Here is a 21,515-nt window from a genome sequence, read left to right as displayed (position 1 = left end):
ATTTCTTTTTATTTGAAATAAAGCGTTTACAAAAATGAAGTTAATAGGTTAATATATGTGTAACTTCATAAGCGAAAACACTAACGTAATAGACGTATCACCAAATTTCTCATTATAAGATACTTATTCGGAGGTGCGAAAGAATGTTGAAAGCATGGAAAAAATCAGTACAGGGTAAATTCGCCCGAACAGCGTTTGCTGCCGTAACTTCGGCTGCTTTGTTGCTGTCCGTGGTGCCGTCCACATCGGCCGAGCATTGGGCGTTAACAGGCGATGTGGCAGTACATGATCCATCCATCACGAAGGAAGGCAATGCATGGTATATTTTCTCCACAGGACAGGGAATACAGGTTCAAAGATCAGATGACGGCCGTAATTTTTACAGATTGCCGCAAATATTCTTGTCGCCGCCATCATGGTGGAAATCGTATGTACCTAAACAAACCCCAAATGATGTGTGGGCACCGGATGCTCAAAAGTACAATGGACGTGTGTGGGTGTACTATTCCATTTCTACTTTTGGGTCTCGTACTTCGGCCATTGGCTTGACTTCAGCAACGAGCATTGGCGCAGGAAGCTGGAGAGATGATGGACTGGTGCTGCGTACAACGGATTCTGACGATTATAATGCGATTGACCCGAATCTGGTCATTGACGCTTCCGGTAACCCGTGGCTTTCCTTCGGTTCATGGAATACGGGCTTGAAAGTGACTCGACTGGATAAAAATACGATGAAGCCTACGGGTCAGATTTATTCTATTGCTAGACGTACAGCTGGTGGTTTGGAAGCACCGCATGTTACATACCGCAATGGCTATTATTATCTGTTTGCTTCCATTGATAACTGCTGCAAAGGCGTGAACAGTAATTACAAAATCGTTTATGGTCGCTCCACCAATATCACTGGGCCATATGTGGACAAGAGCGGAAAAAGCATGATGGACGGCGGTGGAACGATATTGGATGCGGGGAATGATCGCTGGAAGGGACCGGGCGGACAATCTGTCTATAACAACAGTGTGATTGCGCGTCATGCCTATGATGCCACCGATGGCGGAAATCCAAAGCTGCTGATTAGTGATTTGAAATGGGATTCCGCAGGCTGGCCTACGTATTAAATAGAGGATTACTTGAAATCATTTACAGCGATCTCACATAGGTATATCTAAAAACTGTTCCTCCTAATGGGGGAACAGTTTTTGGCTTGCAATGTCATAGAAACATGCTATTATGTATCAAGTTGATAATCATTATCATTGACGTTATCGTAATGAGAGCCATGGTGGCTTTCAGGTATGGAGGGAGTGACCTCACCGAATGCAGTCTAAAGACAGCATGGACAAACATACAGCTTCGACAGAGAGGAACGCTCCTGAAGTAGCCTCTGTAGCCCGTCCGGTGCTCCGAGCGGGTAGGATTCGGCAGGCGTTGTTGTTTACAGCTTCTGCTGTATTGTTGACCTTGGCCATATTCGCTGCCATTTCTTTTGGAGCCAAAGACCTGACCGTAAGCACGGTGTGGTCGGCAGTATTCCACTATGATCGTTCGCTGATGACACACAGGATCATTCATGAGCTGCGATTGCCGCGTGTACTCGGTGCAGCTATCATTGGGGCTGCCCTGGCGGTTGCAGGCTCTCTGATACAAGGCATTACACGCAATCCGTTGGGGGATACAGGTGTGCTGGGCATTAACGCAGGAGCGATGTTTGTAGTTGCAGTGAGTTTTGCTTTTTTCCCCGATCTACCTTATGGGACGTTAATTATATTGTCGTTCCTGGGGGCACTGATGAGTACCTTACTGGTATTCGGGCTGGGGGCATCCGCGCCGGGAGGACTGACACCCATGAGACTAACGGTGTCTGGAGCTGTGACAGCAGCCTTGTTAGGTTCCATGACTTCGGGAATTGCGATTTATTTTGATCTAAGTCAGGATCTAGCCTTCTGGTATGCGGGTGGTGTTGCCGGAATCAAATGGTCGCAGCTTAAGATTCTTGCGCCGATTTTGCTTATTGTGATCGCTTGGTCTATGGGGCTCGCACGCTCCATTTCATTGATTTCAATGGGCGATGAGGTAGCATTGAACCTGGGACTAAATCTCCGGCGTATCCGGCTGTTGGGGTTGCTGACTGTGGTGGTCCTGGCTGGGCTATCCGTATCGGCTGCCGGGGCCATCGGCTTTGTAGGCTTGGTCGTTCCACATATTGCTCGCAAGCTGATCGGTGTGGATTATCGCCAGATCGTACCATTGTCTGCAATATTGGGAGCCGTGCTGCTAGTGCTGGCTGATTTGGGAGCGAGAATGGCGAATCCACCGGAGGAGCTAGCTATTGGAATTATGGTGTCTTTTATCGGAGTACCTTTTTTCCTCTTTCTCGCTCGTAAGGAAAGGAGGGAATTATAGTGAGTCGCTCTCTAGGGACAGGGGATACAAGAACGACCAAGGCTTGGCTCGTTTGCTTCGTATTGGCTGGAATCAGCTTTGCTGTTCTTGTGCTGGGTTTGAATACCGGAACGATTCGTATTCCACCGCTACGCGTGCTGGATACACTGTTTGGCGGCGGGAGCGGACGTGATCATATGGTTCTGTTTGAATACCGTCTGCCGCGGATTGTTGTAACAGTGCTGGCTGGAGCGGGACTGGGTGCAGCCGGGGCAGTCATGCAGGGCTTATCGCGAAACGCACTCGCAGATCCGGGAGTGCTGGGCCTTCATGCGGGGGCTGCGTTGGGCCTGGTGATGTATGTTAGCTTTTTTCGCGATCTGGAAGGATCAGTAGCCTTGTTCATTCCCTTGTTTACCTTTGCAGGAGGTGTCGTTGCGGCGGTACTGATTGTTATGTTGTCCTATAGTGGCAGCAGAGGAATCGTGCCTGTGCGATTGATTCTGTCCGGTATCGGTGTAGCCTCAGGGCTCAGCGCCATAACGCTGTATTGGTCGTTGCGGCTGGATGAGGATACGTACGCATTTACCGCACGTTGGTTGGCTGGCAGCGTATGGGGACGGGACTGGATACATGCAGTGGCTTTACTACCGTGGATTGTCATTGTATTGCCCTATGTTCTATCTCAGACACGTAGCCTGAATAATCTGTCGCTGGGTGATGAGACCGCAGCTGGAATTGGTACAAGTGTGAAGCGCCAGCGCTTAATACTGCTGGGCGCAGCAGTGGCTCTATCGAGCGCCAGCGTATCCATGGCCGGAGGCATCGGTTTTATTGGGCTGATTGCGCCTCATCTGGCTCGCCGTCTGGTTGGACCGATGTATCAGCATTTGCTGCCAGTAGCCGCTTTGGTCGGGGTCGTTATTCTGGTCACAGCAGATACGATTGGTCGTTCGGTATTTCAGTCGAATGCGATTCCAGCAGGTGTAGTGGTTGCTGTGATAGGAGCTCCGTATTTTTTATTCTTGTTATCCCGAACCAAATGACAATAGGATTAGGTTACATATGAAATCTAAAGCTGCACATGATGCAGCGTGCGGAACAACAACGAAGTAGAAGTTTTGACGATTTAACATTATAAAATAGAGCTTCCATAGTATAGGAGAGAATATTCATGAGAAAAAATAGATTTGAGGGTTCAGGGCTTAAACGTTCATGGGTAGCCCTGTCTCTTGTGGCATGCATGATCATGCTGTCCGCTTGTGGACAAGCAGCAGACAAACAGGCTAGCGATACGAAAGCGGACGATAGTGCCCAAACCACCATTAGTGCGGATTCGCGTATTGCCTCAATGTCTATTCATTTGACGAATAATCTGCTGGCATTGGGCATTACTCCAGCAGGTTCAGTTATTGGTGGAGATGTGAAGGATTTTCTGCCCCATGTAAAAGATCGTCTTCAAAATACTCGTAAGCTGGGAGTTGTCACAGACCCCGATATGGAAGCGGTACTGGAACTTCAACCTGATCATATCTTCCTCGACAAAAAATATTCAGGAACTGATGTGGCCAAGTTTGAAAAAATTGCACCAACCGAGGTTTTTGATTTGGATGAAGGTACATGGAAAGATCAATTGAAAAAAATAGCTGCCATGGTTAAACATGAAGCACAGGCAGACACTTTTCTGAAAGATTATGATACACAGAGGGAACGGGTCAAAAAGCTCATTCATTCCAAAATCGGAGACGGGACTGTCATGGCTGTACGTGTCACAGCGAAAGAAGTTCGTGTCATGGGGATGAAGCGTCCAGTAGGACCGTTATTGTATCAGGACTTAGGCTTGAAGCCAGCCAAAGGTGTGGAAAAGATCAACAAGGCCTACCAGGTTGTATCCCAAGAGGTTTTGCCGGATTATAATGCCGATGCCATCCTGGTTATTATTAGTAAAGGTACGGATGCGCAAAAGGTATACAAGCAGCTGGAGGGGAATACAGTATGGCAAGGACTTAAGGCTGTGAAGCAAGGTCATGTCTACATGCTGGACGGACAGCCTTGGCTGGACTATTCCGCGATGGGGCACAAAATTGCATTGGATAATGCAGAACAACTATTTTCCAAATAAATGCTAAAGTACAGCAAGCCGTATTTCCCATGCATCTTCTTGCAGGTGGGGATACGGTTTTTCTGACGATCCCAAGCTTCAAGTGAGATGGCTGATTGCAAATAAAAAGGAGCTGCTACGATTCCGTTATGAGGCAGCTCCAGCACTGTGAGAATTGCGAGGTTATGAATGTTTTTTACGCAAAAAAATCGGTTTGAGTCCAATAAAGCCAATAGCCGCCAGCACTAAATTCATCCATGGTGAGATTTTGAATACCGGCAGCACACTGCGCAGCGCAAGTCCGGCGACAAGAATGACAACAACCAGTACTACATACATCAAGATAGATTTGAAATTCATTTGGGGTTTCACGGGAGCATGGTCTGGTTGTTGTGTCTCCTCGCCTTCTTCCGGACGATCCATGAAATTCATCAGTGCTTCAACCAGCAGAATGGCACCTGCGGCGATGATGATGAGGGTGGAAAGGCTAATTTTTTCAAAAGGTTTGATATCCCCGCCTGTAAATGTGATAAACCAACCGATAATCGCCTGTGTCAAGAAAAACATGGACAAGGCAACCCATGCAATAAGCGTATAATTTTTTGCTTTATTCATTGCTTCCTCCTGCTTTATGATCGTATTCCAAGCTGATGGAATCGCCATTTTGTAACAAAGACAGTATACGTGAGGAAACGCCGGATGGCAAAAGGCTTATCCATTATGTATATTACCGCCGCATTCTCCTCAAACTGGATACAGGGTGAGCGCATGGAGCAACCTGAATATAAAACGTTGAGAGGATGTGGCATCATGGAACTGGAGAACCAGGCAGATTATTCGGTCCAAAAACGACTGACAGGTGCTCCGAACGGGAACAGTGGGGGAGCCTTGCTTGCAAACGTGAGTCACCGGAGCGTTCAAGGGACATCTCCAACGTACCGTATATTGGACGATACTGAATTGGCTGAGGACACAGAATTTGCAGGTGAACTGGGTGAACAGAGCTACCGCAGCCTGTGGCATGAGGATCAAAATAACGGCGCCTCTTGTAAACTGGAGTGGGAGGGACGAGTCGAAACCCACCAAATGTTCAGGCACAGCTACGAATAACAAGTCGTCTACTTTAATGTAGAGATTGCACTCTAATAAGCGAGTAGTATGGCGTTCTCCGGCAAGCATTGGGGAGCGCCATTTGTTTACTTCCATATCGGTATGAACTGACAGGTTGACAAGGAAGCAGGGCGATGATAGACTGACTTTACTATAAAACTTATTAAACTTATCGGAATTAAAGTGAATGAACATTCTGGATGGATATTCCACGTTACTATATGAGCTTGAATGATGAAATGCTGTAATGAAGCTTGAAACAGGGGGAATCAGGATGGAACGGCAAATTGGAATTCGTTTTGAAAATGAGGAACTGGCCGCTACAATTCATTATCCAAACCGTACAAATGAGGGAGAGCGTCAAAGACGTGTTCCACTCGTTGTTATTTGCCACGGTTTTGTGGGCAATCGAATCGGAGTCGATCGATTATTTGTCAAGACTGCGCGTGAACTGGCTGAAGGGGGGTATTTTGTACTGCGCTTTGATTTTGCCGGTTGTGGAGAAAGCACTGGTGAATACGGCAAGCAGGGGCTCGAATCCATGATCAATCAGACACGCACTGTGTTGGATTACGCCGTGAATTGCGCGGACATTGACCCGACTAAGGTGACGTTGATCGGTCACAGTTTGGGGGGCGCAGTTGCCCTTCTCACAGCTGTTCGGGACAAGAGAGTACAGAACCTGGTCCTTTGGTCAGCTGTCGGCTATCCATTCAACGACATTGTCAAAATTACGGAGCGAAGCGTATACGACGAATCTGTTAAAACCGGTCATGCAGACTACCTGGGCTATAAGTTCACACCAGCTTATTTTGAGTCATTAGCTCAATTCCAACCGTTCCAGGAGGCCGTTAAATTTAACGGTGATGTGCTCGTTATTCATGGCACCTCGGATGATATCATTCCTGTGGATTATGCGTTTCTGTTTCAAAAGGTGTTCTGGATGCGTCCAGAAGGACGCTGTGATAAGGAGATTATTTTTCAGGGAGATCACACTTTCTCATCAGGTAAAGAGCGGCAACAGCTGATTGACCGCACACTGGAATGGCTGGATGAACAAGAAAATATTCAACGGGATTGGCAGCATTGGATGATCTGATTTCAGGGTGTAACGGTTTGTATTGGAAATTGTGCCTCCGCCGGAGTAAAATGAAAGAGTAACACTATACTGGCGTGTGGAGGTTGGCAGCGATGACATTACCCTCAATTTTTGTTGCGCATGGTTCACCGACACTGGCTGTAGAAAATAACGCATATACCAGTTTTCTTGCAAAGCTGGGCGCGAGCCTGCCCCGACCCAAAGGAATTGTCATTTTTTCCGCGCATTGGGATAGCCCCGATCAATGTATCGGCGCGGATGATCAGCATGCAGCGTTGCACGATTTCTACGGCTTTCCTGAAGAAATGTACACTCTTGATTACCCTGCACCAGGCGATCCAAAGCTGTATGAGGAGATAGGGCATCTGTTCAGTCAGCATAACCTGTTCCACCAGCCGGTTCGGAACCGGGGACTGGATCATGGAGTATGGGTGGTTTTGCGGCATATATATCCTGATGCGGACATACCGGTCGTACCCTTATCCATTGATTCACGGCGCGATCCTCAGGAGCAATACGAGATTGGACGGATGCTGGCGCCACTGCGTGATCAAGGGATTTTGATCCTCGGTAGTGGAGGTTTGGTCCACAACTTGCGGACACTCGAGCAGACGAGTGAGCCAGCCGATTGGGCCGTTCAATATGATGACTGGATCGCACAGCAGCTTCAAGACTGGAATTTGCGTCATCTGTTCCAATATGACAAGAAGGCTCCGTATGCCAAGCAGGCGGTTCCTTCGTATGGAATAGAGCATTTTTCACCTTTGTTTTACGTGATGGGAGCTGCCGATCATGATCGCTCCGCGCGTAAGCTTTTTCAGTCGTATGTCCTTGGCTCATTAAGCCTGAATTGTTGGGTTTTTGGTCAAGAAACTAATCTGTAAATGTAAGAAAAAGAACTTCCGAAACCACATGGTGTGTGGGGTTGGAAGTTCTTTTGGTGTATGCTACTTTGATTAATTAGCAGGCACGTTCTTTTTTAGCCAGGTGGATACTTGCGAAGTTCGCTTATCTTCATTTTGATCTAGTAGTGTCATAAATGCCTTCAGCTTTTGAATGTAGGTACTCTTCGAATCCCTGTTGCGTTGAATGACGAGCTGATACCCTTTTTTGGCATTGGGGCGAATCTTCCCGGTGTCATCATCGAATAGTGGTGTATTGTTCGTACCATAAAAAGTATAGAAGAAATAGAGATCATGTAATGATTTGACTGCCTGTGTACGATTGGAATGTGGATATTGGGTTATAAATGACTCTTGCGCCAGCACCCTTCCGGCTAACTGTTGATAACCGATGTGTAATGCCGCATCCTTGGTAGCCGGCTGTCCAGATTCCGTTGCCATGATGTCAATATAGCTGCGGATATCTGCGGTAATGTCATTTCCGAATACTTTATATTTTTCATAGTTGATGACTGGGTAAAACATGCCTTCTGCGGTTTCAAGTTTGTAGCCGGCATCTCTTGATTGAGTGAGTAATTTTTTCAGTTTTGCATCGTTTGTCCGACTGATTACATTAGTGAACGAATCACCGGGTTTATAGACTTGATTAATCTTAGTTTGAACAGAGGTCGGATATAAGGTCTGTGCATATGAATCCAATTGCTGTTTCTGTGCATTTTCCAAGTGTAGTGCTAGGATGGTAGCTTGAGAGGCCGGAATGGATTGGATATGCTTTTGTAAATAAGTGAATGCCTGAGGTAGCTTGCCTGGTTGGCGTAGTAGCTGCTCGAAGGTTTTCGAAATATGTTGCACACCTTCTGCTAGAGATATTGTAGTAGATGTCGCTGCTTTGGCTGATGTCGTAGATCCCAATCCGATCGTCTGTACTGTGAAAGTTACTGCTGCGAGCATGAGGTAGGCTTTGGTGATTTTTTTCATGATATAACCCTCCATTGCGTTCTTTGATGTAACTGTAGTGTACAGGGTAAATGTATCGTGAACATTCCATGTTGTATCCAACTTGTAAACGTTTGTGGGGGAAGATGAATCCGAAAAAGGAGTCTCCAAGTCAGAGTGGACTTGAGGACTCCTTTGTTCATTTAAATAGAGGAGGGGTAGCATGGTCACACATACAAGCAGCATAGCTGCACAAAAACACCGAAGAGAAGGAGCATAGCTGGCAAAAAACACCGAAGAGAAGGAGCATAGCTGCAAAAAACACCAAAGAGAAGCAGCATAGCTGCACAAAAAAACAACCATTAGCCAGAGGATAACGGTTGTTTTTTGGATAGTTAAGCTATTTTTCGATTGGGGTCCGTTTGATAAGTATCTTTATTTTTACCAAACAGTCCACGCAGGAAGGGCAGTACCCAACGGTCAAAGCCGATTCTTCCGGCATTTGCACCAGCAACGATAAGGAAGATTTCAACCAACAGGTAGATTGCATTGGTGCTTACTGTACCCGAGAACAGGAACGAGAAGTTCATAACCATAGCCATCAAAGTAGCCAGTGTAGTCAATGTACCAAGCAGTAGGCCAACCCCGACCAAGAACTCACCCAATGGGATCAGGACGTTGAACAAACCGACATTCGGCAGGGCAAAGGCTTCAAGGAACGATCCCCACCAGCCTTGTACAGCGGGATGATCTCCACCTGTTTTAGCAATGGCCCCCGAGATAAATCCACCTGCATCGAATCCGCCAGTCAGCTTCTCAAGTCCGTGGGTCATCCATTCATAACCTAGATAAACCCGTACTACAGTCAGCAGCCACATTGCTACTTTGTTCTCACGTAACCAGTTGTTAAACATTTAAACCACTCCTCTTTCTTAATCTATAATGATGGGTTGTATTTCATTTTGTTTGGGATGATCATCTTTGCTACACCTTTATTGTATTAGGTTCAGTTACAGTTATTTGTGATAAAAATCACAAAGTCTAAATATTTTTTAAATTTTAATGTCTTCAGATAAGTATTCTATAGAGAGGTAATGCCTCAATCAAGACAAAAACAGGAAATAAAGCTTATAATGAGAAAAATAACTATGTGGAGGGATGAACTTGTTCGGGCCCATGTCTCAACGAAATCATTGGCTGCGTGTGATGGCCTCAGCTCTGTTATGCATGACAATGATGTCTTGTTCTGCTTTGTCCAATACGGGTGAATCTGAATCCGTTCCCAAACCGACCCAGCAAGAAACAGAGAAAAAGGTGCTTGAACCGCCTAAGGAGCCATCTGTTCCGGCATTTACAGCTCCGCTTACCGGGCTTCCGGTGGAGCAGCCTGTTATAGAGCGGCCGCTGGCTGTCATGATTAACAATTCTCCGGCTGCGCGTCCACAGGCGGGGCTTAGCCAGGCAGACATGGTATATGAGGTTCTTGCAGAAGGCGGAATTACCCGTTTGGTAGCTTTTTTCCAAAGTCATGGTGGTGATGTGAAGATCGGTCCGGTCCGAAGCATCCGACCGTATTTGATTGAACTGGGCGAAACCTATGGTGCGTTGCCGATACATGCAGGGGGAAGTACAGATGCCTATGCGATTTTACAGCAGCAGCGGAAGGAGCATCTGGACGAGATTTCAAATGGAGGGGCTTACTTCTGGCGAAGCAAAGACCGTCGTCCTCCACATAATTTATACACAGATGTGAGCAGACTGCGTAAAGGAAGCGATAGCAAAGGGGATGCCAAGCAGACGGAGGTTCCAGTATATCGTTATCTTAAAACTGGCGAAACTCCAGTTATGGTGGACGAGAGTGTTGCCTCTTTGCACATCCGATTTTTGTTAAAAAGCTATCGCGTATCTTATACCTATGATCCAGCTGATCAACGATATAAGCGTTTTGTGAACGAAAAGTCACATCTAGATCAAAATAATAATCAACAGCTCTCAGCGGCCAATGTGATTGTGATGAGCACGAGGCATCGAACGTTGGATGATGTAGGTAGACTAAGTGTTGAGCTGGACGGTAGCGGAGAAGCCATGGTGTTTCAACAAGGAAAGCTAATACGTGCTGAATGGCAGCATATATCTGGCGATGCGATTCGGTTTATGAAAAATGGGGTTGAAATCCCGTTAACGCCAGGTACATCCTATATACATGTGGTACCTGCAGATACTTCACTAGCCGAACATGTAACAACAGAAGCAAGTTAGAAAACGTAATACTCCTTTTTAGGGAAAAATTGTCGGATAATGACCTTCCATGTCGGGCATTGTATACGTATATCTAGAAATTTGCTTTTACAAACATTACAAAAACATTGATGAGTGTGATAAGATAGCAAAGGTTGTCTATTGCAGTCGAAACAGGTTGCGGATATTTTCGTAAAGGGGTAATCGTTATGAGATTGAAGAAAAAGGATATATTCTTCGAGACGTTGGAAAATATGGCAGATACGATCGTGCAAGCAGCCGATTATTTTGCCCAACATACTTCAAATCTTCAAGATGTGACTTTGTTTACCAATGAGATGAAGAAGTATGAAAATAAGTGTGATGATTACACACACACGATTATTACTGAGTTGAACAAGACCTTCATTACGCCGCTCGAACGCGACGACATCATGGAACTGACAACGACCATGGATGATGTGCTGGACGGTCTTGAAGCGACAGCCTCTCGTTTTTATATGTACAACATTACAGAGCCGGACGAGTATATTGTGCAGTTCGCTGATATTTTGCGTCAATCAGCTTACGAAATTCAAAAGGCTGTACATTTGCTTTCACAGAAAAAATTGCTGGCTATTCGTGAATACACCATTCGCCTGAATGATTTGGAAAATCAGGGGGATGAATTACTGCGTATTTGCATCAAAAACCTGTTTGCAACTGTAACTGATCCTATTGAGCTGATTAAACGCAAAGAATTGTACGAACGCCTTGAAACGACAACGGATTCATGCGAGGATGTTGCAAATATGCTGGAATCCATCATTATGCGTAACTCGTAAGGGAGTCCTTTTACATGGATACAAGTTTACTGGTACTAGGTATTGTTATTTTTCTTGCTCTGGCATTTGATTTTATTAATGGATTTCATGATACGGCGAACGCAATTGCTACTTCGGTCTCGACCCGTGCATTGACGCCGCGACGTGCGATTATTATGGCTGCGGTTATGAACTTTCTCGGAGCGATCTTGTTTACCGGGGTTGCCAAGACCATTGGTGGAAGTGTCGCTGATCCAACCAAGCTTACGAACGGAATTGATATCGTCATTGCGACGTTGATCGCCGCTATTATCTGGAATCTCTTGACTTGGTGGTTCGGTATTCCTTCATCCTCTTCCCATGCATTGATTGGTGCGTTGGCCGGAGCGGTGTATGTAGGTGCAGGACAGGATAAATTAAATTGGAGCGGCTTCATCGGGATTGTTGAGGGTCTTATTTTCTCCCCGTTGATTGCTTTTGTTGTCGGATACATTGTGATGATGATTTTGAAATACATCTTTGCTTATCGCAGTCCGCATACGGTGAACAAGGGTTTCCGTACCATGCAGGTGATTACGGCAGCTATTCAGTCGTTTACGCATGGTACGAATGATGCTCAGAAGGCGATGGGGATTATCACGTTCGCACTCGTCTCGGCAGGGTATCAAGACCATTTGGAAGTACCTATGTGGGTGAAAATCTCAGCTGCAACAGCCATGGCGCTTGGTACGTCTATTGGGGGCTGGAAGATCATCAAGACGATGGGAACTAAGATTTTTAAAATTGACCCAATCAATGGATTTGCAGCCGATGTTTCGGGGGCTTCCGTTATATTCACAGCTACTTTGCTCCATTTGCCAGTAAGTACCACTCATGCCATTACTTCGGCGATTCTGGGTGTAGGGTCTGCGAAGCGTTTTAGTGCGGTTCGCTGGTCACTAGCTGGTCGTATTGTAATAACCTGGGTAATAACGATTCCAATTTCTGCGCTATTGTCAGGTTTGATATTCAAAATTCTTTTCTAGTTTTCTTCATGGTTTCTAGAAAAAGAACATACAATATAGGATACACAATAAGCTTCCGTCCGCTTTTTGCGGCAGGGGCTTATTGGCATTCTCGGGCAAAAATGCATCTCTAAAGTTTACACATCCAGATAGTTCCATGAGATGTTTTTTAAAAAATACCTGACATCAAAGTAGTCAATTTTTAATAACTCCTGTAGAATAAACAGAAAACTTTGAACCGTTCAACTGACTGGAGGATCTTATGCAAAAACCAAGAAAACTAATAGCACTCATGATTTGTTTGTTTTCTGTGGTTGCCCTGGCCGGTAATTTCGGTGTAGTGGCCCACGCAGAAAATAAAACAAAGTATGATATCGGCACGGATACAACGTTCGCGCCTTTTGAGTTTGAAGATGTAAATGGTAAATTTGTCGGAATTGATATGGATTTACTGGCAGCTATTGCTAAGGACCAGAATTTTGAGTATACCGTTAAGCCACTTGGCTTTAACGCGGCAGTGCAGGCCCTTGAAACGAATCAAGTGGATGGTGTCATTGCCGGGATGAGTATTACAGATGAACGCAAGCAAAAATTTGATTTTTCTGAGCCCTATTTCGACTCAGGTGTTGTCATGGCGGTCCGTAAGGATAATGATACGATTAAACGCTATGAGGACTTGAAAGGACAGCGTGTCGCTGTCAAAACAGGAACACAAGGCTACACATTCGCGGAATCCATTAAGGCAAAATATGGCTTTACTACCGTTCCGTTCGACGATTCTTCTCAAATGTATGATGAAGTTAAAACAGGTAACTCTGTTGCCTGCTTTGATGATTATCCGGTACTGGCATACGGTGTGACTCAGAATAATGGTCTTAAGCTGGTGACTGATAAGGAAAAAGGTGGCTCTTACGGTTTCGCTGTCAACCAAGGCAAAAATGCGGAGCTGCTGGAAAAATTCAATGCAGGGCTTGTGAATCTTCGTAACAGCGGGGAATATGACAAAATTATGTCCAAATACCTGGGAGAATCCGGCAAAGGTGTGGCTCCTGTAGAACGCAGCCGCTGGGAACTCATTTCCGCTTCGCTGCCTGCGTTGATTAAAGGGATGGGAAATACGCTGTTGTACACCCTGGTATCCTTGCTCGTAGCCTTTTTGCTGGGACTGGTGTTTGGCTTTATGAAAGTGAGCCATAACAAGGTGTTCCGCGGTATTGCAACTGTTTTCGTTGATGTATTCCGTGGTATTCCACTGATCGTACTTGCATTCTTTATTTACTTCGGTATCCCACAGGCACTCGATTTTAAAATGCCGCTTTTTGTCGCGGCGGTGTTGACGTTATCCCTAAACGCTGGTGCTTATGTGACCGAAATCATCCGCGGGGGTATTCAGTCCATTGATCCGGGACAAATGGAAGCCGCTCGTTCGCTTGGTTTGCCGTATCGGACAGCCATGCTGAAGATCATTTTGCCACAAGCCGTGAAAATCATGATCCCGTCGTTTATCAATCAGTTGGTTATTACGTTGAAGGATACGTCCATTCTGTCGGTTATCGGTCTGGTTGAATTGACTCAATCGGGCAAAATCATTATTGCACGGACGTTCCAATCCTTTGATATTTGGCTGGTCGTTGCGGTGATGTATCTTATCGTCATTACAGTCCTGACCAAAATTTCCAACCGTCTTGAAGGGAGAGTTCGCCGTGGGTAAGATTATCGTTAAAAATCTGAAAAAAAGCTATGGCAGTAACCAGGTGCTAAAAGGCATTGACATGCAAGTGCGGGAAGGCGAAGTTGTATGCGTCATTGGACCTTCAGGTTCAGGGAAAAGTACGTTTTTACGTTGTATGAATATGCTGGAGGAAATTACAGCTGGTGAGGTCATCGTCGATGATTACAAATTAGGTGACAAAAACGTGGACATTAACAAGGTCCGTGAAAATATAGGGATGGTGTTTCAGCATTTCAACCTGTTCCCGCATATGACGGTGCTCAAGAACATTATGTTCGCGCCGACTGAGCTGGGTAAACAGACGAAGACAGAGGCCCGTGAGACAGCTATGAAGTTGCTGGATCGCGTAGGTTTGGCCGATAAGGCAGATGCATTGCCAGGACAGCTTTCCGGCGGCCAGAAGCAGCGTGTGGCGATTGCACGTGCGCTGGCAATGAACCCAGACATTATGCTGTTCGACGAGCCAACCTCGGCGCTTGATCCTGAAATGGTGGGCGAAGTGCTCGGCGTAATGAAAGATCTGGCTCGCGAAGGCATGACGATGATGATCGTAACGCATGAGATGGGCTTTGCGCGGGAAGTAAGCGACCGTGTCGTATTTATGGACGGTGGTTACATCGTGGAAGAAGGAACACCGCAAGAGGTATTTGGTAATCCGAAAAACGAGCGGACTATAAGTTTCTTGGAGAAAGTATTGTAAGTGGGCAGGGTTTACTTTGAGCGCAGATAGAGATGTGTGTGACGCTCCGCGTTCCATTTGATCTTCCGATCGCTGTTGCCCCTGAATTTTTTTGGATTGTATGACACATGAAAAGGCTAGAATTCAGGGGCAAAGGCGAGCGCTTCGCTTCTCCAGATTCAAATGGACCACTACGCTACTGCCCGCTGAATCTGCTCCTTTGTCGCAAAAGCTGCGCCACTTTTAAATAGGTGGGGATAGGCAGAGGGAATTGGCGCAGCGCTCTGCTTGCTGCGCCGAGGGGGATATAGCGAGTAAGCATCATTCGATTTGAATGGTGGAACAGGGCATCCCACAACTGTATAAGAAATGAAAAAAGATTTAAGGGGTAACGAATGAATTATTTTAAGGATATCTTCGGGAGCGTGCTGGCCCGGAGATATCCTTTTCTTCATTAGAGCATATGAAACCTAGAACTTGAGATTTGTATAATGTGGAATGGCTTATATAAAATATAAATAACACATAAGACGGCAGTATATGCGAGGGGGACGTACGGTGATACGTACATTGACTATAGGGCACGATCATCAGGTGACGGTGGGACAACCGTTAGAGCAGATTGTCATGGAAGATTACATATGGATCTGGGCTGACTTTAACGAGCCTACAGATCAAGAGTCAGAGCTGCTGACGAGTTATTTTCATTTTCACCCGCTGGCAGTAGAGGATTGTATGCATGTTCTGCAACGTCCCAAGCTGGATTATTACGAGAATGTACAGTTTCTGGTGGTACATGCGCTTGATGTAGATACATTAGAGGCGGAAGAGGTAGATATGTTTATTAGCAGCCGTTTTTTGGCTACATATCACCATCATGAACAAGAGGAGCTGGATCAGGCCTGGGAGCGGATTGTCGAGCATGCGAATGAACGCAAAATATGGTCTCGCGGACCGCTGGCTGCAGCTTATACGGTGATGGACAAGCTGGTAGACAACTATTTTCCAAGCCTTTTCATCATTGAGGATGAATTAGCCGAGCTGGAAGGTTTGGGCGCACACGAATCGGTAGAGGAATTAATGAAGCAGGTATTTGACCTGCGTGGCAGGTTGCTCAAGCTGCGCCGTACGATCGTACCGATGCGTGATCTGATGTACCGAGTTTTGAATTCGCAGCATGTGCAGGGTCAAGGGGATCATATGGCTTATTTTACGGATATCTATGATCATTTATTGAAGCTGACGGACATGCTGGAGGCCGACCGCGAGATGACAGCCGACCTGAGAGACAGTTACATATCGCTTAATTCCAATCGCATGAATTCAATTATGAAGACGCTGACCGTAATTACGACCGTTTTTATGCCCTTGACGCTGATTGCAGGAATTTATGGTATGAATTTTTCGAATATGCCCGAGTTGGGCTGGAAATATGGATATTTTGGCGTACTGTTCTTTATGTTCTTATTGAGTGTTGCGATGGTGGTGTGGTTTATGCGCCGAGGTTGGTTTAAATAAAATAGCCTACTTTCTTGTGCGTTTGCGCGGACGTCTGCGCGGGGTAGTGGTACCTTTGCGCTGTGTCTTTTTCCGGCGTCGGCGTGGTGGTGTATATTCATCCAGTTCCTCAGTAATTGGTGTTGTCGTTTTTTTGCTTGCGTTTTTGTTGAATGCTGGGAGCGAGCCCATAATCAGTTTTGCCATTGGAGCAAATTGCTGCACGCTAGACATGATCTTTTGTACCTTGCCGACCGTAGCAACAATCCCGTCAATACCGCCCATACGGTCAATAATACCTTTAATATCGTTGAGATTACCAAGACCGCCAAGCAGCCCTCCTTTGGCTGGGGCGGGGTCTGGCGTGACCACGGCGGCATCTGTTATGCTCGCTGGTGCCTCATAAGGCACCACGGCGGAGGAATCGACTTGCGGAACCTCGCTGTAGGGATCGAGTCCAGGGTAAGGAGTTGAACTATACGGATCGGAAATGGAACGCGTTTGCGCCCTCCGATGATAGTAATGTCCAGGCATGAGATCACATTCCTTTGCAGATTGATACTCTACTGTATGTTACAAACGCACAGTGGGTTTAGGCACGTGTCCTGAAATGAGGTATAAAAGCGGATTTGGGCATTCGTACAGGAAGTTTCTGTAGTCATGTAATGTTGTTCTGTAATGCGTGAAACCGTTAATGCTTGAAAAACTAACTATTTGTCGAGTACAATGAGGAGAGATTGTAACCTTTGGGAGATGATAATCTATGCAGCTTAAAAAGCTTAATGATAAAAGTATTGATCAATTGTTCGAAGCTATTTTAACTCTTAAAAATTTGGAAGAGTGCTATGTATTTTTTGATGATCTGTGCACAATTAACGAAATTCAATCCCTCTCCCAACGTCTGGAGGTTGCCCGTATGCTTGGCAAAGGCAGCACATATAATCAGATTGAAGCTGAGACAGGCGCCAGTACAGCCACCATTTCACGTGTGAAACGTTGCCTGAACTATGGGAATGACGGGTATAAAATGACTCTGGAACGTCTAGGTCGCTAATGCAGAGCCCTGGGATACTAGTCATCAGCCATGGCTCTAGAGAGCCATATTGGGTGGAACAGGTGGATCAGGCAGTTGCAAAGCTTCAATTGCTGGAAGCAATGCCGGTAGAGGTTTCATTTTTGGAAACGGTTAAAGGAAGATTGATTCAAGATGGGATTGACCGTCTGGAAGCCTTGGGGGTAACAGATTTACTGGTTATTCCTTTGTTTGTGTCGTCAGGCAGTACGCATGTAGATGAAATTAGCTATGCGCTGGGAGTCAAAGCTGCGCCAGACAAAGAAACGGATTTGGAGCCGTTTCGATTGAAGGCACGTGTGCATTTGGGTAGTCCATTGGATGATGGCGAAGATGTTGCCCGCATGGTGTGGGACAAGGTTCGCCCGTTGTCGGTCGATCCTGCGAGAGAGGTCATTTTACTCGTAGGACACGGGAGCGCGCACAACGGCTTTCTTCAGCGCTGGGAGCAAGGAATTTCCTCGTTGGCCCGTACGGTGCAAAACGTGAGTGGTATCATCACGGATTACGCTTTGCTAAATCCTGAGGGTGTGCATGACAAGGCAGCGTATTGGAATCAGGAGCGGGGTCATGATGTTATTGTGGCACCGCTGTTTTTGAGTTCGGGTTATTTTACAAGTCATATGATTCCCAAACGCTTACAGGGACTCGATTATCGTTACTCAGGAGATCCTTTATTGCCGCATCCTTTGCTTACAAGCTGGATGGACAGACAAGTTTGTGAACTGTTACAGAGTATGCAGAAACAAGCAAGGACTGACAATAGATAAGATGGTATGAATTCGGTGATAGTGTTTCTAACCTGAAATTCCCTTATTTGGATAGTGACTGGCTTCTTTTATTGTAAAAGAGGTCTTTTTCCAGTATGATGATATTTTGTACAGACTGAATGTGATGAACTGCGATGTGAATATAAATATCATTAAATATACGGGTGGCGTAACGGAATGAAAAGAGCTAGATTAATCTATAACCCGACCTCTGGGCGTGAGGAAATGAAACGTCGCCTTGCGGATGTCTTGCAGCGCCTGGATGAAGGTGGCATTGAGGCCTCTTGCCATGCAACTACAGGAGAAGGGGACGCAACGCGTGCCGCAACAGAGGCCGTTGAGCGTGGCTATGATATGATTATTGCCGCTGGTGGCGATGGTACATTGTATGAGGTCATCAACGGGATGGCTGAAAGGGAAAACCGCCCGCCTCTGGGTGTGTTTCCTCTGGGAACGACGAATGATTTTGCCAGAGCACTGGGCATTCCCAAGCACTGGGAGGATTATTGTGACCTTGTTATTCGTCAAAATCCGAAGCCACTGGATATCGGAAAAGCCAATGACCGCTACTTTATCAACATCGCAGGCGGCGGAACTTTAACCGAGCTTACGTATGAAGTTCCAAGCAAGCTCAAAACGATGATTGGCCAATTGGCGTATTATTTTAAAGGTATGGAGAAAATGGTCAGCCTTGCTCCACAGGAGCTGATCATCAAGGCAACGGGCCAGGAAGTGATTCACGACGAATTTATGCTTTTCCTGATCGCGAATACAAATTCGGTGGGCGGGTTTGAAAAGCTTGCTCCTGGGGCGACAATAGATGATGGACTGCTCGATGTCATCGCTGTGCGCAAATGCAATCTGGCGGAAATGATCCGCTTGGTTACACTTGCGCTGCGCGGAGAGCACTTGCAGGACAAAAAAATCGTTTATTTCAGAACCGATTACATGGAAGTGACCTCACCTGGCTATGTCCAGCTTAATCTGGATGGCGAACTGGGCGGTACCTTGCCAGCGACTTTCCGGAATTTACCTCATCATTTGAATGTTTTTCGGTAGGAAGGGGATCGGAAATGATTTTATTTCCGGTTGGTTGAGTAGTTCGATATACAGAACGCAGAGTGGATAGTTGTTTTTTGTAGGGAACATATCGGTCCTTGCCGTTCTCCGTGGGGAGTAACGGCATTTTCGAGTTGATGTTTAAACATCGTCTAGATGACGATTTGAATGATGTGGCTGAATGAAGATAAGCATGAAAAGAAGAACAGAAAGAAGTGACCATCATGACGAATAACCGTAGCGGACGTGGAAAAAGCCGCCGGAATACAGCAACAGCAACTCCAGTTCAAGGAAAGCAGCACCACAAGACCATGCAGGAGAAAAAAGAGAGAGAACTGGAACAGTCACGAGTTGGAGCTGGGAATAGAATGCTTCGGGCTGGAACCGAAAACAAAAATGGAAATATGGATAATTCGGATCGGGAAATGCGGGGGAATGAACGGAAATCTCGTCATTTTTCCAAAGGTGAACGGAGTAACGATAGACGGAATCAGGAAGCTTCCAATCGTAGCAGGTCTAATGCAGAGCGTAGCGATCTGCCTGTGCAAAAGAATGATGAGGCCGTGTTAGACATCATCGGCATGAACCATGACGGCGAGGGTGTAGGTCGTGTCGAGGGTTTTACACTGTTCGTTCCAGGTGCGTTACCGGGTGAAAAGGTACGGGTCAAGGTGCTGAAAACGAAAAAACAATATGGCTATGCCAAGCTGCTGGATATTGTGCAATCTAGCCCTGACCGGATTGCAGCTCCGTGCGCCATCTACGATCAATGTGGCGGTTGTCAGATCCAGCATATGAGCTATGAAGCGCAGCTCAGTTGGAAGCGACAGCATGTAGTGGATGTGCTGGAACGTATCGGGAAGCTGAGTGTGGCGGATGACGACGACACATCCGTTGATTTGCCGCATGTACAAGGTGTAGTGGTGCATCCTACGCTTGGTATGAGTGAGCCGTGGCGGTACCGCAACAAAGCCCAGGTCCCGATTGGTGTCACCGAGGGCGGGCTTGTCGGCGGCTTCTATGCACGCGGCAGCCATCGCATCGTGGATATGAACACTTGTCTCATTCAAGACGAGCGCAATGACGAAGTTGTCGCACGTGTGAAAGAGATTGGCCGAATGCTGGGCATCAGTGCATATAATGAAGAAACCGGACGTGGGCTGCTGCGCCATGTCGTTGTAAAGACTGCTTTCCGCACGGGTGAAATGATGCTGGTGCTCGTCACGAATGGACGAGATATTCCGCATGCAGATGCGTGGATCGGCAGTATCCGTGAGCATATTCCACACGTGGCAAGCATATGCCAGAACGTGAATACAAAGCGAACGAACGTTATTTTTGGCGACGAGACTCGTGTACTGTGGGGTCGTGACGTGATCTACGACTACATTGGAAACGTCCAGTTTGCGATTTCCGCGCGATCCTTTTATCAGGTGAATCCCGTACAAACGGAAGTGCTGTATGGCAAAACCGTCGAATATGCTGGACTCACAGGCAAAGAAACGGTAATTGATGCCTATTGTGGCATTGGCACGATTTCTTTGTTCCTCGCTCAGCATGCGGACCAGGTGTATGGGGTGGAGATCGTCAAAGAAGCCATCGACGATGCACGAAGTAATGCGCTATTGAACGAAATGCGTAATGTAAAGTTTGAGGTAGGCGCGTCCGAAGATGTCATTCCTGCATGGAAAGAGCAAGGCATCACCGCCGACGTTATCGTCGTCGATCCACCCCGCAAGGGCTGCGACCCACGCCTGCTCGACACCATTCTGGAAATGAAGCCAGAGCGCGTGGTGTATGTATCCTGTAACCCAAGCACACTGGCGCGGGATTTAAGGATATTGGAGGACGGCGGGTATAAAACAGTGGAAGTACAGCCTGTAGATATGTTCCCGCATACAGTGCATGTGGAGTGTGTGGTAGTAATATATCGAGATGAGAAGCATGGATGCACGAGGGTTTAAGGAAAACTTGAATATGTTCCTACATTCAAAAAAACGCTTTAGAGTTGAGTGCGGGTATATATTATTTTCATTCACAAGGCATGTGGAGTGTTGTTCACTGCTTGTGAGGGAAAATTAATACAAGATACATCGGTGTTAGTCCCCCTTCAGTTAGGGGATATTTTCCA

Annotated in this window: 21 protein-coding genes; 17 read left to right on the top strand and 4 right to left on the bottom strand. The window is 46.4% G+C overall.

Going from position 1 to position 21,515, the window contains the following annotated elements; all coding sequences use genetic code 11:
- Positions 1 to 143 precede the first annotated feature (143 nt).
- The 4 genes from abnA (at position 144) to HFE01_RS23345 (ending at position 4,504) form a co-directional block, all read left to right on the top strand.
- Complete coding sequence (abnA, locus tag HFE01_RS23360; protein ID WP_016819796.1) at positions 144 to 1,118, top strand: arabinan endo-1,5-alpha-L-arabinosidase AbnA; 975 nt, start codon at positions 144 to 146, stop codon at positions 1,116 to 1,118.
- 217 nt (positions 1,119 to 1,335) lie between these two features.
- The gene (locus HFE01_RS23355) at positions 1,336 to 2,403 is read left to right on the top strand and encodes a FecCD family ABC transporter permease (RefSeq protein WP_374984059.1); all 1,068 of its coding nucleotides are present in this window, start codon (positions 1,336 to 1,338) and stop codon (positions 2,401 to 2,403) included.
- A complete protein-coding gene (locus HFE01_RS23350; RefSeq protein WP_019686184.1) occupies positions 2,403 to 3,428 on the top strand; it encodes a FecCD family ABC transporter permease in 1,026 nt (341 codons plus the stop codon). Before HFE01_RS23355 ends, HFE01_RS23350 begins: the two co-directional genes overlap by 1 nt.
- Before the next feature lie 128 nt (positions 3,429 to 3,556).
- Positions 3,557 to 4,504: an ABC transporter substrate-binding protein gene (locus tag HFE01_RS23345; RefSeq protein ID WP_017426197.1), complete on the top strand. Its 948-nt coding sequence runs from the start codon at positions 3,557 to 3,559 to the stop codon at positions 4,502 to 4,504.
- 162 nt (positions 4,505 to 4,666) lie between these two features.
- Here the strand turns inward: HFE01_RS23345 and HFE01_RS23340 are convergent, their stop codons facing one another.
- Positions 4,667 to 5,098: a hypothetical protein gene (locus tag HFE01_RS23340; RefSeq protein WP_029514841.1), complete on the bottom strand. Its 432-nt coding sequence runs from the start codon at positions 5,096 to 5,098 to the stop codon at positions 4,667 to 4,669.
- Between the two features lie 195 nt (positions 5,099 to 5,293).
- On the opposite strand from HFE01_RS23340, the gene HFE01_RS23335 reads away from it, so the two are divergent.
- The 3 genes from HFE01_RS23335 to HFE01_RS23325 all read left to right on the top strand — a co-directional run bounded on the left by HFE01_RS23335 (position 5,294) and on the right by HFE01_RS23325 (position 7,576).
- Complete coding sequence (locus HFE01_RS23335) at positions 5,294 to 5,593, top strand: hypothetical protein (RefSeq protein ID WP_025364061.1); 300 nt, start codon at positions 5,294 to 5,296, stop codon at positions 5,591 to 5,593.
- A gap of 274 nt (positions 5,594 to 5,867) precedes the next feature.
- Positions 5,868 to 6,692 carry an alpha/beta hydrolase gene (locus HFE01_RS23330; RefSeq protein ID WP_016819801.1) on the top strand — a complete coding sequence of 275 codons (825 nt, stop codon included), beginning with the start codon at positions 5,868 to 5,870 and terminating at the stop codon, positions 6,690 to 6,692.
- Positions 6,693 to 6,784: 92 nt separating this feature from the next.
- Positions 6,785 to 7,576 carry a dioxygenase family protein gene (locus tag HFE01_RS23325; protein ID WP_019686186.1) on the top strand — a complete coding sequence of 264 codons (792 nt, stop codon included), beginning with the start codon at positions 6,785 to 6,787 and terminating at the stop codon, positions 7,574 to 7,576.
- 72 nt (positions 7,577 to 7,648) lie between these two features.
- Here the strand turns inward: HFE01_RS23325 and HFE01_RS23320 are convergent, their stop codons facing one another.
- Both HFE01_RS23320 and HFE01_RS23315 read right to left on the bottom strand, forming a co-directional pair.
- Positions 7,649 to 8,572 carry a hypothetical protein gene (locus HFE01_RS23320; protein ID WP_019686187.1) on the bottom strand — a complete coding sequence of 308 codons (924 nt, stop codon included), beginning with the start codon at positions 8,570 to 8,572 and terminating at the stop codon, positions 7,649 to 7,651.
- Positions 8,573 to 8,925: 353 nt separating this feature from the next.
- A complete protein-coding gene (locus HFE01_RS23315) occupies positions 8,926 to 9,444 on the bottom strand; it encodes a DoxX family membrane protein (RefSeq protein ID WP_013369513.1) in 519 nt (172 codons plus the stop codon).
- Positions 9,445 to 9,694: 250 nt separating this feature from the next.
- Here HFE01_RS23315 and HFE01_RS23310 point away from each other — a divergent pair, with 250 nt between their 5' ends.
- The 6 genes from HFE01_RS23310 to corA all read left to right on the top strand — a co-directional run bounded on the left by HFE01_RS23310 (position 9,695) and on the right by corA (position 16,504).
- Positions 9,695 to 10,789, top strand: coding sequence for a DUF3048 domain-containing protein (locus HFE01_RS23310; RefSeq protein WP_107735083.1), 1,095 nt, complete (start codon positions 9,695 to 9,697; stop codon positions 10,787 to 10,789).
- A 188-nt stretch (positions 10,790 to 10,977) separates the two neighbouring features.
- The gene (locus HFE01_RS23305; protein ID WP_007428879.1) at positions 10,978 to 11,592 is read left to right on the top strand and encodes a DUF47 domain-containing protein; all 615 of its coding nucleotides are present in this window, start codon (positions 10,978 to 10,980) and stop codon (positions 11,590 to 11,592) included.
- 14 nt (positions 11,593 to 11,606) lie between these two features.
- Positions 11,607 to 12,596: an inorganic phosphate transporter gene (locus tag HFE01_RS23300; protein ID WP_016819805.1), complete on the top strand. Its 990-nt coding sequence runs from the start codon at positions 11,607 to 11,609 to the stop codon at positions 12,594 to 12,596.
- Positions 12,597 to 12,837: 241 nt separating this feature from the next.
- On the top strand, positions 12,838 to 14,286 hold the full coding sequence (locus HFE01_RS23295) for an amino acid ABC transporter substrate-binding protein/permease (RefSeq protein WP_016819806.1): 1,449 nt from the start codon (positions 12,838 to 12,840) through the stop codon (positions 14,284 to 14,286).
- Positions 14,279 to 15,007, top strand: a complete 729-nt coding sequence (locus HFE01_RS23290; RefSeq protein WP_013369518.1) for an amino acid ABC transporter ATP-binding protein — start codon at positions 14,279 to 14,281, stop codon at positions 15,005 to 15,007. Before HFE01_RS23295 ends, HFE01_RS23290 begins: the two co-directional genes overlap by 8 nt.
- Before the next feature lie 537 nt (positions 15,008 to 15,544).
- On the top strand, positions 15,545 to 16,504 hold the full coding sequence (corA, locus tag HFE01_RS23285) for a magnesium/cobalt transporter CorA (RefSeq protein ID WP_167438491.1): 960 nt from the start codon (positions 15,545 to 15,547) through the stop codon (positions 16,502 to 16,504).
- Between the two features lie 6 nt (positions 16,505 to 16,510).
- Here corA and HFE01_RS23280 read toward each other — a convergent pair whose 3' ends face one another.
- Positions 16,511 to 17,017 (bottom strand): tyrosine protein kinase, encoded by a 507-nt coding sequence (locus HFE01_RS23280; protein ID WP_107735085.1) that lies wholly within the window; start codon positions 17,015 to 17,017, stop codon positions 16,511 to 16,513.
- 229 nt (positions 17,018 to 17,246) lie between these two features.
- On the opposite strand from HFE01_RS23280, the gene HFE01_RS23275 reads away from it, so the two are divergent.
- From HFE01_RS23275 to rlmD, 4 genes are all read left to right on the top strand, one after another.
- Entirely contained in the window at positions 17,247 to 17,537 is a 291-nt protein-coding gene (locus HFE01_RS23275) for a YerC/YecD family TrpR-related protein (RefSeq protein ID WP_007428885.1), read from the top strand.
- The gene (locus HFE01_RS23270; protein WP_107735086.1) at positions 17,537 to 18,325 is read left to right on the top strand and encodes a sirohydrochlorin chelatase; all 789 of its coding nucleotides are present in this window, start codon (positions 17,537 to 17,539) and stop codon (positions 18,323 to 18,325) included. The genes HFE01_RS23275 and HFE01_RS23270 overlap by 1 nt, the downstream gene beginning before the upstream one ends.
- Positions 18,326 to 18,502: 177 nt before the next feature.
- Positions 18,503 to 19,384, top strand: coding sequence for a diacylglycerol kinase (locus HFE01_RS23265; RefSeq protein ID WP_019686192.1), 882 nt, complete (start codon positions 18,503 to 18,505; stop codon positions 19,382 to 19,384).
- 224 nt (positions 19,385 to 19,608) lie between these two features.
- Positions 19,609 to 21,348: a 23S rRNA (uracil(1939)-C(5))-methyltransferase RlmD gene (rlmD, locus tag HFE01_RS23260; protein ID WP_107735087.1), complete on the top strand. Its 1,740-nt coding sequence runs from the start codon at positions 19,609 to 19,611 to the stop codon at positions 21,346 to 21,348.
- The last annotated feature ends 167 nt before the right edge of the window (positions 21,349 to 21,515 follow it).

This window comes from Paenibacillus sp. EKM10P, from assembly GCF_011800655.1.
Classification (GTDB): domain Bacteria; phylum Bacillota; class Bacilli; order Paenibacillales; family Paenibacillaceae; genus Paenibacillus; species Paenibacillus polymyxa.
The sequence above is the reverse complement of the archived record's forward strand: the minus strand, read 5'-3'. Positions and strand labels throughout refer to the sequence as shown.

Coding starts and splice junctions, on each gene's coding strand:
- HFE01_RS23270 (WP_107735086.1), top strand. CDS start 17,537: ATGCAGAGCCCTGGGATACTAGTCATCAGCCATGGCTCTAGAGAGCCA.
- HFE01_RS23295 (WP_016819806.1), top strand. CDS start 12,838: ATGCAAAAACCAAGAAAACTAATAGCACTCATGATTTGTTTGTTTTCT.
- HFE01_RS23305 (WP_007428879.1), top strand. CDS start 10,978: ATGAGATTGAAGAAAAAGGATATATTCTTCGAGACGTTGGAAAATATG.
- HFE01_RS23325 (WP_019686186.1), top strand. CDS start 6,785: ATGACATTACCCTCAATTTTTGTTGCGCATGGTTCACCGACACTGGCT.
- rlmD (WP_107735087.1), top strand. CDS start 19,609: ATGACGAATAACCGTAGCGGACGTGGAAAAAGCCGCCGGAATACAGCA.
- HFE01_RS23355 (WP_374984059.1), top strand. CDS start 1,336: ATGGACAAACATACAGCTTCGACAGAGAGGAACGCTCCTGAAGTAGCC.
- HFE01_RS23340 (WP_029514841.1), bottom strand. CDS start 5,098: ATGAATAAAGCAAAAAATTATACGCTTATTGCATGGGTTGCCTTGTCC.
- HFE01_RS23330 (WP_016819801.1), top strand. CDS start 5,868: ATGGAACGGCAAATTGGAATTCGTTTTGAAAATGAGGAACTGGCCGCT.
- abnA (WP_016819796.1), top strand. CDS start 144: ATGTTGAAAGCATGGAAAAAATCAGTACAGGGTAAATTCGCCCGAACA.
- HFE01_RS23315 (WP_013369513.1), bottom strand. CDS start 9,444: ATGTTTAACAACTGGTTACGTGAGAACAAAGTAGCAATGTGGCTGCTG.
- HFE01_RS23335 (WP_025364061.1), top strand. CDS start 5,294: ATGGAACTGGAGAACCAGGCAGATTATTCGGTCCAAAAACGACTGACA.
- HFE01_RS23300 (WP_016819805.1), top strand. CDS start 11,607: ATGGATACAAGTTTACTGGTACTAGGTATTGTTATTTTTCTTGCTCTG.
- HFE01_RS23280 (WP_107735085.1), bottom strand. CDS start 17,017: ATGCCTGGACATTACTATCATCGGAGGGCGCAAACGCGTTCCATTTCC.
- HFE01_RS23345 (WP_017426197.1), top strand. CDS start 3,557: ATGAGAAAAAATAGATTTGAGGGTTCAGGGCTTAAACGTTCATGGGTA.
- HFE01_RS23275 (WP_007428885.1), top strand. CDS start 17,247: ATGCAGCTTAAAAAGCTTAATGATAAAAGTATTGATCAATTGTTCGAA.
- HFE01_RS23320 (WP_019686187.1), bottom strand. CDS start 8,572: ATGAAAAAAATCACCAAAGCCTACCTCATGCTCGCAGCAGTAACTTTC.
- HFE01_RS23265 (WP_019686192.1), top strand. CDS start 18,503: ATGAAAAGAGCTAGATTAATCTATAACCCGACCTCTGGGCGTGAGGAA.